Below are 14,592 nucleotides of genomic sequence, written 5' to 3'. Positions count from 1 at the left end.
CCGGTTTGCACCGGGGCCTTTTGTTTGTGGCGGCGGCTAGAACTCTTGCTTGAGGCGGATACCGATCGTGCGCGGCTGACTGAAGCCGGTGTAGACCTGACCGTTCGGATACTGCGTTACGACACCGTGGGCGCCACAAACATCGACGCCGCACTCAGTGTATTTGTACTGCGCCGCACGCTTGTCGAACGCATTGTTGACGAAAACGTCGATCGACATATTGCCTCTTTGCATGCCCGCAGACAGGTCCAGCGAGTTGTAGGCTGGCAAGTTGCCGAGCAGTGCCCGCTCGCTCAACCGCAGGTCGGTAGTACGGCTGCCGACATGCACCAGCGCTGCCTGCACGAACGCATCGTAGCTACCCAGGTTGAAGCTGTAATGCGCGATGAGGTTGCCTTTGAACCTGGGCGTGATCGGTAGCTGCGTACCCTTCGGCGCCAGTGGCCCACCGGGGTTGCCGGGGCTGACCGGGCAGTCGGTGATCGGGCGGCCGTTTGCATCCGTGAAGCCGCAGTAATTTGCACTCAGCACGGCGTGATACAGCGCGACGCCTGCCGTCAATTGCAGGTTGTAGGTGGCCTGCCAGTTCAGTTGCGACTCCAGCCCTTTGATGCTGGCCGAGTTCGCGTTCTTGATTTCGGTCAGACCGTTGGCACCAAGGATCGGGAACTGGAAGTCGTTCCATGTCTCACGGAATACCGCACCGTTGAACGACACCCGATTGTTCAGCCAGGAAGTCTTCCAGCCCAGCTCTTCATTGATCAGGAAATCGGCTTGGTACGGCAATAGCGTGCCGCGCCGGTTGACGCCGCCTGGACGAAAGCCCTCGGATCGCGTGAGATAGACCATCGCTGACGGCGTGATATTCCACGTCAGGTTGAACTTGGTGAGGTTTCCACTCTCCTTCACCTTCTTGTTGAAGTCGGAACACGGCGCACCCAGGAACGGCTCGGGCGACGTGCAGGCAGCCTCGCCCTGGCTGGACGAAAAGCCTGCGGCGTAGCCGAAGTAGCCATACAGTTGGTTACTGGTGCGGTAGTAGCGTTCGCCGACCGTGGCGGTGAGCACGTCGGGAATGAAGTCCCACGACAGCTCGCCGAATAGTGCCTGGTCGCGGTCGTAGCGCATCTGTCGGGTCAGCCAGATCGTATCCTTCCAGCCAGTGACCGAGAGCGCGTTGGCCAAGCCGTCCACCTGGTAGTCCTGCAAGATGTCGTGTTTCTGCTTCTGCCAGAACACGCCAGCGACCAGTCGCAGGCGTTCGTCTGCCGGCGAGACCAGGCGCAGTTCGTGACTGCTGTTGGTGTAGCGATCCCGGTCGGTGATGTGCTGCGAGGGATTGACCAGCGCACCGTTGTTGTCATAGAACGACGCGCCGGAGCCGTACATGGTGTCGTACCAGAATCCGTAATCGCTGTAGTCGGTCTGCTCTTCCTGGTTGCGCTTGAGATGCGCGTAGGCATAGGTCAGATCGAAGTTGCCGATCTTGCCCTGTACGGTCAGCGCGCCTTGCCACCAGCGGTCATTGACGCGTTCGGGGTAGAAGTGGGTAAGCGCCAGGTCACCAATCGCCGGGTCGCTGGCGAAATTGCCATGCGAGATCGTCTGCTGCCCCATCAGCATCGGGGTAATCGACCAGTTCTCGTTGAGGTCGACTTTCAGCGCAGCGCGCGCGCCGTTGGTATTCACATCGTTGTAGTCGTTCTTGGCGTGTCCGATGCACTGGAAGGCCGCACTCGGGGAGTTGCCACCGCTGGGTACACAGCCGGGCGCATTGCTGATCGTGATACCCGAAGATGGAAACGTTCGCGAGCCAGCCTTGTTGTCGATATAGCCGGCATCGTGTTCGTGCCAGCCGACCAGACGGATCGCTGCGCTCGGGTTGATCGGCAGATTGAGCATGCCTTCGGCGGTATAACCGATGCCACCGTTGGCAACCGAGTCCACGCCCGCGCTGTAGCTTGCCGCGTAACCGCTTGGATCAGGTTTGTTGGTGATGAGGCGCAAGGCACCGGCCTCGGCACTGGCGCCATACAACGTGCCCTGCGGGCCAGCCAGCACTTCGATGCGGGCAATGTCGTACATGTGGATGTCGAGCGGCCCCTGGATCGTGGTCACCGGCTGATCATCAAGGTACACGCCCACACTGGGTTGCGAGCCCGAGTGATTGGTGTTGCCGCCGCTGGCCACACCACGCATGTAAATACTGGCGAAGCCCGGTCCGGTGGCGATGCCGCCGCCACCCTGCTGGAAGGTGACGCTGGGCAGGTACTTCACGTAATCGTCGAAACTCTGGACATGCAGAGCTTCGAGCTGGTCTGCCGCCAGCACGTCGATGCTGATGGGTACCTTCTGCAGGTTTTCGGTGCGCTTCTGCGCGGTCACCGTCACCTCGGTCAGGGTTACGGTTTTCTTCTTGGCGGTTTGCGTGGCGGCCGGGTTCGCTGGTGGCCCGCTGGTCTGGGAGAGCACCGGCGCGGCCATGGCAAGGCAGATCGCCGCCGCGAGCGGCACCCGGACAAAGCGCGTCCGCTGCAATCGGGTACTGAGTTTGGATCTGTTTTCGTGCATGGTTACTCCCCTTTCCAGTTCACGACAATCCCGCGATAAAAAGTTGCAACTACTCTCGATCCGGCACGTCCGGATAGTTTTCCAGTACCGGCCCGAGGGCCGACTCCAGTGGCCCCAGCCACGGCGCGTAGTGCTGCCAGTGATCCACCCCCTCCCGGTAGATCGGCTGGCGCACCTGTTCCGAGCTTGCCGTGCGCACCGGCCGCGCATTCTCGAAAAAGCGCAGGCAGGATGCCTCGAACGGTAGCCCGCAATGATCGAGCAGCCGCCGCACCTCGCCCTCGGTGTCATCGACCATGCGCTCGTAAAACACGCGATGGACACGGCCAGGCAACACAGCATCGAAGTGTGCCATCAGCTTGACGTAGTCGCGGTAGTAACGACCGATATCGGCAAGGTCGTAACTGAAGCTCTGCCCGCGCGCGAAGTGCTGCTTGAACGCCGAGAAGCAACCGGCCAGCGGATGCCTGCGCGCATCGATGATTTTTGCATTCGGCAACATCAGGTGGATCAGGCCGATGTGCATGAAGTTGTTGGGCATCTTGTCGATGAACAGCGGCGCTGCGGTCTTGCGCTGGATCCGCGTACGGGCCAGGTACTGCTCACCGAGAGCACGCAATGCGTCGGCGTCGAGTGCCGCCAGCGCATCGTGGTACGGCGCCGCGCTGCCGGCGCCAGGCTGTCGGCGCAAGCTGCGTGTCATGGACGCGACTTCGGGCAGCTCCATGGTGCCTTCGACGTGACTGTGGCTGGACAGGATCTGTTCGATCAGGGTCGAGCCGGCGCGTGGCAGGCCAACAATGAAAATCGGATCGCGTGCAGGGCAGCCCATGCCGGCGCGCGCGGCAAAGAAGTCGCGGCTGTAGTGAGCGCAGGTTCGCTGCACCCGCGCACTGGTTTCGTCGGCGCTGTAATGCAATTGCCCGCGCCGGATCGCATTGCCACGTGCGTAGTGGCGGAACGATGGGGCGTATTCGGCCGCGTCCTCCAGCGCCTTGCCGATGGCGAACTCAAGGTGCAAACGGTCGTCTTCGGTGAGCTCCGTGCCTGTCAGTTGCTGCCGCATGACAGCCAGGTCCTCGGCGCTGAAACGAAAGGTCTTCAGATTGGCCAGGCTCCACCACGCTTCGCCGAACCCCGGCTGCAAGTGCAGACTGCGGCGATACGCGTCGACGGCGCGGTCCGCGTGTCCGGCCGTCTTCAGCGCGTGACCGTAGCTCATCCATATCTTCGCGTGGTCTGGATAACGTTGCAGCAAATCCGCATAAATGCGTATGGCCGGCTCGTAATCGCCAATGCGACACAGCACCACCGCCATCAGATTTCGATAAGCGGCGTGGTCCGGTTCCGTTGCCAGCAGATATTTGAGTTGGACCAGCGCCGGTTCCGGCTGGTTGCTGCGATACAACATCAGCGCATAGTTTTGGCGCGCCGCATCGAACCCGGGTGCCAGCTCCAGACAACGCTCGAGCAGGTGCAGGGCGTCTTCGTTGCGGCCAACCCTTGCAGCGACTTCGGCGAACATGCGGATCGCTGCCACGTCCGTGGGCGCCTGCTTCAGGTGTTCCCGCAACAACGCTTCGGCAGTGGGAATGCGGTTTTCGGCCAGCGCAATGGCCGCCTCCAGCAGGCGCGGATCATGCGTGGAATAGCGCACGTGACTGGCGTAGGCGGCGTCTGCCGCCTCCTGTTCGCCGGCGGCCATCAGGTGATCAGCCAACGCGCGCCACGCTTGCGGCAGCTCGGGCTTCAGCGTCACTGCCCGGCGCAGTGCATCAAGCGCTTCCTGTCCACGGCCACTGCGGCCCAGCAACATGCCAAGGTCGACATGAAGCAAGGCCCAGTTCGGCTGTGTGCGTGCCAGCGGAATCAGGATGTCCAGCGCACCCTGAGTATCACCTTCGACCGATCGGGCCAGGGCAAGCAGGCGCAACGCAGCTGGATGCCCTCCGGCCACCTGCAGAATTTCGCCGAGTTGTTCGATCGCCTGCGCCACGTCGTGTTCGAGCAGACGCTCCGCGTGCGCCAGCGCCTGCTCCAGCGTGCCGGTGGCGGCGGTTTCCGTCACGAGTGAACCTGGCCAGTCATGGCAGCGATCCGCTGTGGGTGAGATTCCGCTTTCTGCGGCAGGGATTCAGCGCATGACATCGGCAACGACGACTCCGCACGGGTATCGCCGCAATCTACATCCGAACATCGCCCGGAGATAGTGGGAGGGATGATCAACCTCGCATAACGCGTCTACGAGCTGACCGCGTGGCGGCCACAGGTGTCGCAGACGCGAAGTGGAATCGGGCATACACTGCCCAACCATGTACGCAGCCAGCCGGCGCGTCCACTCCACCGGGGGAGCGAATTCGTCATGCCAGATGACACGAAGGTCGAGGAACTCAATCGTGCGCGTGCCTTGCCGGCGCCGTACTACGCTGGCGACGTGATGCTGGCAATGGAGCAGCGTGCGGTGTTCGCGCGAAGCTGGCAATTGGTGGCCCACCAGGAGCAACTGGCCGAGCCCGGCGATCATGTGATCTATGAGGTCGGTGGTGTACCGCTGCTGCTGGTGCGCGGACAGGATGGCGTGCTGCGGGCCTTTCCCAATGTCTGCCGCCATCGCGCTGGTCCGCTGGCGCTGTGCAACGGAAAGGGCGCGCGTGCGCTGCACTGCAAATACCATGGCTGGACCTATACGCTCGAAGGTCAGTTGCGCAGCGCACCGGAGATGCAGGACGCCTGTGACTTCCATGTCGAAGACATTCGCCTGCCGCCGCTGCGCGTGCACGAGTGGCAGGGGCTGGTGTTCGTCGCGCTTGACGATGCCGTGCCGCCGTTCGAAGAGGTCTATGCCGGGATCGCCGAACGCATCGCGCCGATCGACCTGTCGGCGATGCGTTACCTGCGCCGCGATACCTACGACATCGACTGCAACTGGAAGGTCTACGTCGACAATTTCCTCGAGGGCTACCACCTGCCGCACGTGCATCCGGGATTGTCGAAGGTGCTCGATTATCGTGCCTACGACACCGAGCTATTCCCGTGGCATTCGCTGCAGTCCTCGCCGCTGCGCAACAGCACCGACATCTACGGTGACGGCCAGGCGTTCTACTACTTCATCTATCCCAACGTGATGCTCAACATCATGCCGGGCCGGTTGCAGACCAACCGCATCCTGCCGCTGGGGCCGGGCCGTTGCCGCATCGTGTTCGATTACTACTACGCGCAAGACCCCAAGGCGCAGGCGCGCATGGACGCCGACCGCAGCTTCAGCGACGAAGTGCAGAACGAGGACATCGGCATTTGCGAGGCGGTGCAGCGGGGGCTGGCATCGGGTGCGTATACGCCGGGTCGGTTGTGTCCCAAGCGCGAGGGCGGCGTATGGCATTTTCAGAACCTGTTGCGTGCGGCGTACGCCGGTCCTGCCGGGGAATCCGCGTAAATGGCTGACGTTGTATCGGCATCCACGGAACTGAACAGGTAGACGTCGATATGCGGGATCGCACCAAGATCGGCTTCTGGACCTGCACCGCACTTGTCGTGGGCAATGTAATCGGCATGGGCATCTTCCTGCTGCCCTCATCATTGGCGCCGTATGGCTTCAACGCGCTGATCGGCTGGGGTATCACCTTGTTCGGCTGCCTCACCCTGGCGCGGGTATTCGCGCATTTGTCGGCGGCCTTGCCAGGTGCCGATGGCCCCTACGGTTACGTCCGCGAGACCCTCGGCGAACTGCCGGCATACATGTCGATGTGGGCGTACTGGGTGTCGTTGTGGCTGACCAACGCGGCGCTGGCCACCGGCGTGGTGGGCTACGTCACCGTGGTGATGCCGGAGCTGAGTGCCATTCCGTCGGTGTGGTTTGCGCTGACGTTGGTGTGGCTGTTCACCCTGATCAACCTGCTCGGGGTGCGTACCGGCGGCATCGTGCAGATCGTCACCACCACGCTGAAGCTGCTGCCGATGCTGGCGATTGCCGTACTCGGTGGTTGGGTGCTGCTGGACTCGCCGCAAAGTTACGTCGCGCATCCGCCGACCACGCCGGTGACCTTCGCTGGCGTGATGGCGGCCTCGACTATCGCGCTGTTCGCGATGCTTGGCATCGAGTCCGCCAGTATTCCGGCCAGTCGCGTGGACAACCCGGGCCGCACGATTCCGCGCGCCACGATGACGGGTGCTGTCGTCGTGGCGCTGATCTACGTCGTCGTGTCGACCGTACCGTTGCTGTTGTTGCGACAGGACGTGCTGGCCAACGCCAGCGCACCGTTTGCGCTGTTGATGGACAGCTTCGGCCGGGCCGGGTTTGGCCGCTGGCTGGCGCTGTTCGTGGTGATCAGCGGACTTGGCGCCTTGAATGGCTGGACTCTGCTGGCTGGTCAATTGACCCGTACCATGGCGGACAACCGTGTGCTGCCACCGCTGTTTGCGCGCAGCAACCGGCATGGCGCACCGATTGCCGCGTTGCTGATCACCGGCGCGCTGGCCTCGCTGATGGTGGGGATGAGCTACAGCAGTTCGCTGGTTGCGGCGTTCACCTTCCTCACCCTGGTGGTCACCGCCGCCAACCTGCCGTTGTATCTTTGCTGTGCGTTGGCCCTGGCGGTGTTGTGGCGACGTGGCATGCCGGGTTGCAGCGGGCGCAGCGTGCTGCTGGTGGCAGGCATCGGCACAGCCTATGTGGTGTTCGCCTTCGTTGGCATTGGCGGCAAGCCGTTCGTGTATGCGTTGGGCTTGATCGCGGCGGGACTGCCGCTGTATGTCTTCATGCGACTGCGCCGAAAGCCGGTCGAACCTGTCGAGGTTTGAACACGATGCGCGATCCCCGTTACGACATTCTGTTCACCCCGCTCAAGATCGGCCCGGTCACCGCGAAAAATCGCTTCTTCCAGGTGCCACATTGCAACGGCATGGGTCACGCAATGCCGCTGGCGCATGCAGCGATGCGCGAAATGAAAGCGGAAGGTGGCTGGGCAGTCATATCGACCGAGGAATGCGAGATTCATCCCAGCGGCGACCTCACGCCCTATGTGGAAGCGCGACTGTGGGACGACCGCGACATTCCCGCGCTGGCGCTGATGTGCGACAAGGTGCACGCGCACGGTGCGCTGGCCGCACTGGAACTGACCCACAACGGCCCGACCGCGTCGAACCTCTACTCGCGCGAGGTCTTGATTGCGCCGTCGCATCAGCCGTCCAAATACGGCTACCCGTCGCAGGCGCGGGCGATGACCAAGCGCGATATTCGCGAGTACCGGCGCTGGCATCGCGAGGCAGCGATCCGTGGTCAACGCGCGGGCATGGACATCATCTACGTCTACGCTGCGCACGACCTGTCGCTGGCCATGCACTTCCTGCAGCGCCGGCGTAACCAGCGCAGCGACGAGTACGGCGGCTCGCTGGAGAACCGCGTGCGGTTGTTGCGCGAAGTGTTGCAGGACACGAAGGATGCGGTGGGTGATCGTTGCGCGCTGGCGCTGCGTTTCGCCACCGAGGAACTGCTTGGTCCCGGCGGCGTCGAACTGGCCGAGGCGAAGGATATCGTTGGCATGCTGGCCGAGTTGCCCGACCTGTGGGATGTGAACCTGGCCGCCTGGTACAACGACTCGGTGCCCTCGCGCTTCGCTGCCGAAGGCGCGCAGGAGCCCTTCATCGACTTCGTCAAGCAGACCACCAGCAAGCCGGTGGTCGGCGTCGGCCGTTTCACCTCGCCGGACACGATGGTCTCGCAGCTCAAGCGTGGTGTGCTCGACATGATCGGTTGCGCGCGGCCATCCATCGCCGATCCGTTCCTACCCAAGAAGATCGAGGAAGGCCGTGTCGACGACATCCGCGAATGCATCGGCTGCAATATCTGCGTTTCCGGCGACATGACCATCTCGCCAATCCGCTGCACGCAAAACCCGACCATGGGCGAGGAGTGGCGCAAGGGTTGGCACCCGGAGCGCATTGCGCCGAAGCGCACCGCCAGTCGCGTGCTGGTGGTTGGCGCCGGCCCGGCGGGGCTGGAAGCAGCGCGTGCGCTGGGCCAGCGTGGCTATGACGTGAGTCTGGCCGAGGCGCGCAAGGAACTGGGGGGCCGGGTGACGCGCGAGGCGCGCATGCCAGGCTTGGCCGAATGGGCGCGTGTGCGCGATTGGCGCGTAGGTCAGATCGACAAGCTGCCGAACGTGGCGGTCTATCGCGACTCGCTGATGACCGCGGAGGACGTGCTCGATTTCGGCGCCGAGCACGTGGTGATCGCCACCGGCTGTCACTGGCGTCGCGACGGTTATGGTCGCAGCAACGGTTTTGCTATTCCGGGCTTCACCGACAACCCGCATGTATTCACGCTGGACAACTTGATGGACGGCCACTTTCCTGAAGGACGTGTGGTGGTGTTCGATGACGATGGTTTCTACTACGGCAGCGTTGCCGCCGAAGCACTGCGCCTGCATGGCTGCGACGTCTCCCATCTCACGCCCGACGACAGCATTGCGCCGTGGAGTCAGAACACGCTCGACTACCGGCATATCCGCAAACGGATGGCCAAACTTGGTATCGATGCGGTCGTCTCGCACGACATCGTCGGCTTCGACGGTAGCACGCTCACCATCGAAGATGTCTGGACTCATCAACGCCGTGAGCTCGCCTGCGATGCCGTCGTCACGGTGACCGCCCGCTTGCCCGACGATTCGCTGTATCAGAACCTGTTGCAGCGCGAGTCGGAATGGTCCGCTGCCGGCCTGCAGTCGCTGCGCAGCATCGGCGACGCCGAGGCGCCCGGCCTGATCGCACACGCAGTGTATGCGGGGCATCGCTATGCGCGTGAACTGGAAGAGCCCGCTGCTGCCGGCGTTGCGTTCAAGCGCCATTTCCACGTCGGCTGATGCGTAGGAGCGCACCCTGTGCGCGATGCTCTCGGTAACCATCGAAGAGCAAGGACAATCGCGCAGAGGGTGCGTTCCTACAGAGCCAGCAGCCGTCAGGCGCGACCGTAAACGTCGTCGAAGCGCACGATGTCGTCTTCGCCCAGATAACTGCCGGACTGCACTTCGATCAGTTCCAGCAGCACCTTGCCCGGATTGCGCAGGCGGTGCTTGCTGCCCAGCGGAATGTATGTGCTCTGGTTTTCGCCCAGCAGGAACACCTTCTCGTCGCAGGTGACCTCGGCGGTGCCGGACACCACGATCCAGTGTTCGGCGCGATGATGATGTTTTTGCAGACTCAGACTGGCGCCCGGCTTGACCACGATGCGCTTGACCTGGAAGCGCTCACCCGCCTCCAGCGAGTCATAGTTGCCCCACGGACGATGCACCACGCGATGCAGCGAAGCTTCGCTGCGGCCGGCAGCCTTGAGTTGCTCGACGATCTTCTTCACGTCTTGTGCAGCGTCGCGATGTGCCACCAGAGTCGCGTCCGGCGTGGTCACCACGATCAGGTCATCCACGCCCACCGTGGCCACCAGATGACGGTTGTACGAACGCAGCAGTGAGTTGCGCGTGTCGACCATCATCGTGTCGCCTTCGCACAGATTGCCGTCGGCATCCTTGTCGCCGGTGAGCCACAGCGCGGACCACGAGCCGATGTCGCTCCACGCGCAACTTACCGGAACCACCGCCGCGCGCTGGGTCTTCTCCATCACCGCGTAGTCGATCGAATCGTCGGGTACCTTGGCGAACGCATCGCGGTCGATACGCACGAAGTCGAGATCCACCGTGGCGGCAGCGTAGGCCACGCGCACGGCAGCCAACATTGCTGGCGCGTGTGCGGCGAGTTCTTCCAGATAGCGCGAAGCCTTGAACAGGAACATGCCGGAGTTCCAGTCGTAGCCGCCGTCGGCAAGATAGGACTCGGCGGTAGGCTGGTTCGGCTTCTCCACGAACTGTTCGACCCGAAACCCTTGACCGTCGATCGCCTCGGCGCGGCGGATGTAGCCAAAGCCGGTATCCGGGCGATCAGGACGGATGCCGAACGTGACCAACCAGCCCTGGGCTGCCAGCGGCAACGCCTGTTGCACTGCCTCGACGAAGGCTGCCGTGTCGCCAATCAGATGATCAGCCGGCAGCACCAGCAGCACAGCCTCGGCATCACGCTGAAGTGCCTGCAGAGCGCCCAACGCGATCGCCGGCGCCGTGTTACGAGCCAGTGGCTCCAACACGATGCTCGCATGTTCGACGCCTGCTTCCAGCAACTGATCGGCCGCAAGAAAGCGGTGATCCTCGCTGGCCACCACAATCGGCGCGGCGACGTCAGGCAGTTGGCGGGTACGCGCAATGGCTTGCTGGAATAACGTGCCCTTGCCGGCCAACGCCAGAAATTGCTTGGGAAGATTCTTGCGCGAGACGGGCCAAAGCCTAGTACCGCTGCCGCCGCTGAGAATAAGGGGAATCAACATAACTGGTCCTTTTCAGTACTAGGTTGTGGCCAGCCTGCGCATGACGTCATGCAGGCCGAGCTGCCAGTCAGGCAGTCTGAAGTTGAAGTGTTGTCGGAAGCTCGTATTGTCCAACAAAGACGACGTCGGGCGCACTGCCTGGCTTTGAAACTCGGAACTGCTGACCGCGACAACGTGAGGTGGGTGTGCCAGCAGGCCCAGCTCGACAGCCTCCTTGAAGATGGCGCTGGCGAAACCATGCCATGTGGTGGCGCCGCTGGCGACCAGATGATATGTGCCATCCAGTATGTGCCGTTGCGTGGCATCGGCTGGCGTCCACTGATCAAGCGCGGCGAGTGTCGCCTCAACGATGAGCATCGTATGGGTCGGAGCGCCGTGTTGGTCATCAACAACGCGTAGTTCGTCGCGCTCGGCGCCCAAACGCAGGATGGTACGCAGGAAGTTGTGGCCATGCGCCGCATACACCCAGGCGGTGCGAAAGATAAGGTGACCAGCTCCGCTACCGCGCAAAGCCAGCTCGCCAGCCAGTTTGCTGCGGCCGTAGGCGCCGAGCGGGCCGGTGGGTGCATCGACGGCGTAAGGCTTTGCCTGCAGGCCGTTGAAAACGTAATCAGTGGAATAATGGATGACCAGTGCGCCGCGTGCCGCTGCCCACTGGCCGAGCACGCCGACTGCTTCGGCATTGACCCGGGTAGCCAGTGCCTCTTCCTGTTCGGCTCGGTCTACTCCTGTATACGCGGCAGTATTGACGATCACGGCTGGTTTCACGCGGTCCAGTAGAATGGGCAGCGACTCAGGCGTCGACAGGTCGGCGATCTCCCCGTGGCCGCCGCCTTGCGTCAGCGTGCCGTCGCGGCTGGCGACGACCAACTCACCGCGCACGGCCAAGCCACCCTGTTCAACGAACGTGCGACCGAGTTGACCGTTAGCACCGAGCAGCAGGATTTTCACGGTGTGTAGACCGGCAACCGTTCCGCCGGCACGTCCTGCAATAGCGGGGTTTTGCCGTCCTTGTCTGACAGCAGAGGAGCGCTGATCGGCCAGTCGATACCCAATGCCGCATCGTTCCAGCGAATGCCTGCGTCAGCCTTCGGGTCATACAACGCGGTGCACTGGTAGGTGAACGTCGCGAATTCGGACAACACGCAGAATCCGTGCGCGAAACCTTCGGGTATCCAGAAGTGGCGATGGTTGTCTGCGGTAAGGATCACTCCGACGGATTGTCCAAATGTGGGAGAGCCGTGACGTATGTCCACCGCCACGTCGTAAACCTCGCCTTCCAATACGTTAACCAGCTTGCGTTGCGGATTCGGCCATTGGTAGTGCAGGCCGCGCAATACGCCCTTCGCCGAGCGCGATACATTCGTCTGAACGAAACGATGATCTGCGATGCCGGCCCCACAGAAGGTCCGTTCGTTGTAGCTCTCGTAGAAAAAGCCGCGGGAATCACCGAAGACCTGTGGTTCGAGGATCAACACGCTGGGTAGTGATGTGCTGATCACCCTCATTGAGGGTGGCCCTCGCGCGCCAGGTTCTGCAGGTACTGTCCGTAGGCGGTCTTGGCCAGCGGTTCGGCCAGGCGCAGCAGCTGCTCGTCGTTGATCCAGCCATTGAGGTGGGCGATCTCTTCCGGGCAACACACTTTCAGTCCCTGCCGGTTCTCGATGGTCTCGATGTAATTGCCTGCTTCCATCAGCGACTCGTGCGTGCCGGTATCCAGCCAGGCGAAGCCACGGCCAAGCTGCTCCAGATGTAACGAGTCGTCATCGAGATAGCAACGGTTGAGGTCGGTAATCTCCAGCTCGCCGCGTGGTGACGGCCTAAGCGACGCGGCGTAATCGCAAACGCGCGCGTCGTAGAAATACAGGCCAGTGACCGCGTAGTGCGACTTCGGCATGGCAGGCTTTTCTTCCAGCCCGATCACCTTGCCGGCAGTATCGAACTCGGCCACGCCGTAGCGCTCGGGATCCTTTACCCAGTAGCCGAACACGGTAGCGCCGCGTTCGCGTGCAGCGGCGCGCTTGAGTCGATCGGTAAAGCCATGGCCGTAGAAGATGTTGTCACCAAGCACCAGACAGCTGGGCTTGCCGTCGACGAATTCGCGACCAATCGTGAATGCCTGGGCCAACCCGTCCGGCGAAGGCTGCACGGCATAGCGAATGTCCAGCCCCCACTGCGAACCATCGCCCAGAAGGCGCTGGAACATCGCCTGCTCGTGCGGCGTGTTGATGACCAGCACTTCACGGATGCCGGCCAACATCAAGGTAGCCAGTGGGTAGTAGATCATCGGCTTGTCGTACACCGGCAGCAGCTGCTTGCTGATCGCGCGGGTGATTGGGTGCAGGCGTGTGCCGGAGCCGCCGGCGAGAATAATGCCTTTCTGGGTCGTGCTCATGAGCCGAGGCGCTCCATGCGGTAGCTGCCATCCAGCACGCGCTGACTCCATGTCTGATTGGCGAGATACCAATCGACCGTCTGCGCGATACCGGTCTCGAAGGTATGCGTGGGTTGCCAGCCCAGTTCGCCCTGCAGTTTGCTGGAATCAATCGCGTAGCGCCGGTCGTGACCGGGGCGATCCTTGACATAGGTGATTAGTGATTCCCGCGCCCGTCCATCGGCCAGCGGTCGGCGTGCGTCGAGCAGGGCGCAGATGGTCTTTACCACCGCAATATTCTCGCGCTCCGCGCTGCCACCGACATTGTAAGTTTCGCCAACTCGGCCCGCATCAAGCACGCAACGGATCGCACTGCAGTGATCACCGACGAACAGCCAGTCGCGGATATTCAAGCCGTCACCGTAGACCGGCAGCGACTCGCCAGCCAGCGCCTTCTGGATCACCAGCGGAATAAGCTTTTCGGGGAACTGGTACGGCCCGTAATTGTTCGAGCAATTGGTGGTCAGCACCGGCAAGCCGTAGGTATGGTGGAACGCCCGCACCAGGTGATCGGAAGCCGCCTTGGACGCGGAGTAGGGCGAGTTCGGTGCGTACGGGGTAGTTTCGGTGAACTTGCCTTCGGCGCCGAGTGAGCCGTAAACCTCGTCGGTCGAAACATGCAGGAAGCGGAAGTCATCGCGTGCGCCACCGTCAAGGCTGCGCCAGTAGTCGCGGGCACACTCAAGCAGTGCCAAGGTGCCAACCACGTTGGTTTGCACAAATTCGGCCGGTCCGTCGATCGAACGATCCACATGCGACTCGGCGGCGAAATTCAAGATCGCGTCCGGCCGATGTTCAGCCAGCAGCCGAGCCACAAGCATGCGGTCGCCGATGTCACCGTGCACAAAACTGTGTCGATCATTGCCTTGCAGTGAACTCAGCGTATCGGGATTGCCGGCATAGGTCAGCTTGTCGAGGTTGATCACCCGAAGGCCATCAGTGACTGCCTGCAACACGAAGTTGGCGCCGATGAACCCGGCGCCTCCGGTTACCAGCAGAGTCTTGCTCCTTGAGGATGAATCGTTCATCAGGGGTCCTTGAGGTCCAGTCGGGTCGGTCGACCCGGTCTGATCGTGCCGCGTAACCTGCAAATGATGCCGGTTTCACACCCAATGACCAAGCCCGGACAGACTTCGCGGCGTGCTTCGGAGCCCTGTCACGCTGGAAAGCCCACAGCGGGCTCATTTTCAGATGAACGCCATGTACATGAACTTCCTCAGTC

The 14,592-nt window shown here is 62.3% G+C and carries 10 protein-coding genes; 3 read left to right on the top strand and 7 right to left on the bottom strand.

All coding sequences use genetic code 11. The annotated features are described in order from the left end of the window. Positions 1-36: 36 nt before the first annotated feature. Positions 37-2,571 carry a TonB-dependent receptor gene (locus PY254_RS17305; RefSeq protein ID WP_281013297.1) on the bottom strand — a complete coding sequence of 845 codons (2,535 nt, stop codon included), beginning with the start codon at positions 2,569-2,571 and terminating at the stop codon, positions 37-39. A gap of 49 nt (positions 2,572-2,620) precedes the next feature. After that, positions 2,621-4,639 (bottom strand): tetratricopeptide repeat-containing sulfotransferase family protein, encoded by a 2,019-nt coding sequence (locus PY254_RS17300; RefSeq protein ID WP_281013296.1) that lies wholly within the window; start codon positions 4,637-4,639, stop codon positions 2,621-2,623. Positions 4,640-4,933: 294 nt separating this feature from the next. On the opposite strand from PY254_RS17300, the gene PY254_RS17295 reads away from it, so the two are divergent. From PY254_RS17295 to PY254_RS17285, 3 genes are read left to right on the top strand one after another with little or no spacing between them, the layout of a single operon-like run. Further along, complete coding sequence (locus PY254_RS17295) at positions 4,934-6,004, top strand: aromatic ring-hydroxylating oxygenase subunit alpha (protein ID WP_281013295.1); 1,071 nt, start codon at positions 4,934-4,936, stop codon at positions 6,002-6,004. A 50-nt stretch (positions 6,005-6,054) separates the two neighbouring features. Next, the gene (locus tag PY254_RS17290; RefSeq protein ID WP_281013294.1) at positions 6,055-7,368 is read left to right on the top strand and encodes an amino acid permease; all 1,314 of its coding nucleotides are present in this window, start codon (positions 6,055-6,057) and stop codon (positions 7,366-7,368) included. Positions 7,369-7,373: 5 nt separating this feature from the next. After that, complete coding sequence (locus tag PY254_RS17285) at positions 7,374-9,428, top strand: oxidoreductase (RefSeq protein ID WP_281013293.1); 2,055 nt, start codon at positions 7,374-7,376, stop codon at positions 9,426-9,428. A gap of 95 nt (positions 9,429-9,523) precedes the next feature. Here the strand turns inward: PY254_RS17285 and PY254_RS17280 are convergent, their stop codons facing one another. Genes PY254_RS17280 through rfbB form a run of 5 tightly spaced genes read right to left on the bottom strand, consistent with a single transcriptional unit; the run spans position 9,524 to position 14,398 of the window. Next, on the bottom strand, positions 9,524-10,936 hold the full coding sequence (locus tag PY254_RS17280; protein WP_281013292.1) for a mannose-1-phosphate guanylyltransferase/mannose-6-phosphate isomerase: 1,413 nt from the start codon (positions 10,934-10,936) through the stop codon (positions 9,524-9,526). A gap of 18 nt (positions 10,937-10,954) precedes the next feature. Beyond that, positions 10,955-11,887: a dTDP-4-dehydrorhamnose reductase gene (gene rfbD, locus PY254_RS17275; RefSeq protein ID WP_281013291.1), complete on the bottom strand. Its 933-nt coding sequence runs from the start codon at positions 11,885-11,887 to the stop codon at positions 10,955-10,957. Beyond that, positions 11,884-12,444, bottom strand: a complete 561-nt coding sequence (gene rfbC / locus PY254_RS17270; RefSeq protein ID WP_281013290.1) for a dTDP-4-dehydrorhamnose 3,5-epimerase — start codon at positions 12,442-12,444, stop codon at positions 11,884-11,886. Before rfbC ends, rfbD begins: the two co-directional genes overlap by 4 nt. Then, positions 12,441-13,331 carry a glucose-1-phosphate thymidylyltransferase RfbA gene (rfbA, locus tag PY254_RS17265; protein ID WP_281013289.1) on the bottom strand — a complete coding sequence of 297 codons (891 nt, stop codon included), beginning with the start codon at positions 13,329-13,331 and terminating at the stop codon, positions 12,441-12,443. Before rfbA ends, rfbC begins: the two co-directional genes overlap by 4 nt. Then, on the bottom strand, positions 13,328-14,398 hold the full coding sequence (rfbB, locus tag PY254_RS17260) for a dTDP-glucose 4,6-dehydratase (protein WP_281013288.1): 1,071 nt from the start codon (positions 14,396-14,398) through the stop codon (positions 13,328-13,330). The genes rfbA and rfbB overlap by 4 nt, the downstream gene beginning before the upstream one ends. Positions 14,399-14,592: the final 194 nt, after the last annotated feature.

It is taken from the genome of Rhodanobacter sp. AS-Z3 (assembly GCF_029224025.1).
In the GTDB taxonomy this organism is placed as follows: Bacteria; Pseudomonadota; Gammaproteobacteria; order Xanthomonadales; family Rhodanobacteraceae; genus Rhodanobacter.
This window is presented reverse-complemented; position numbering and strand designations above follow the sequence as displayed.

What these genes read in the sequence shown, in the direction of transcription:
- PY254_RS17290 (WP_281013294.1), top strand. Translation starts at nt 6,055, where the DNA reads ATGCGGGATCGCACCAAGATCGGCTTCTGGACCTGCACCGCACTTGTC.
- PY254_RS17280 (WP_281013292.1), bottom strand. Translation starts at nt 10,936, where the DNA reads ATGTTGATTCCCCTTATTCTCAGCGGCGGCAGCGGTACTAGGCTTTGG.
- PY254_RS17285 (WP_281013293.1), top strand. Translation starts at nt 7,374, where the DNA reads ATGCGCGATCCCCGTTACGACATTCTGTTCACCCCGCTCAAGATCGGC.
- PY254_RS17295 (WP_281013295.1), top strand. Translation starts at nt 4,934, where the DNA reads ATGCCAGATGACACGAAGGTCGAGGAACTCAATCGTGCGCGTGCCTTG.
- rfbB (WP_281013288.1), bottom strand. Translation starts at nt 14,398, where the DNA reads ATGAACGATTCATCCTCAAGGAGCAAGACTCTGCTGGTAACCGGAGGC.
- PY254_RS17305 (WP_281013297.1), bottom strand. Translation starts at nt 2,571, where the DNA reads ATGCACGAAAACAGATCCAAACTCAGTACCCGATTGCAGCGGACGCGC.
- rfbC (WP_281013290.1), bottom strand. Translation starts at nt 12,444, where the DNA reads ATGAGGGTGATCAGCACATCACTACCCAGCGTGTTGATCCTCGAACCA.
- rfbA (WP_281013289.1), bottom strand. Translation starts at nt 13,331, where the DNA reads ATGAGCACGACCCAGAAAGGCATTATTCTCGCCGGCGGCTCCGGCACA.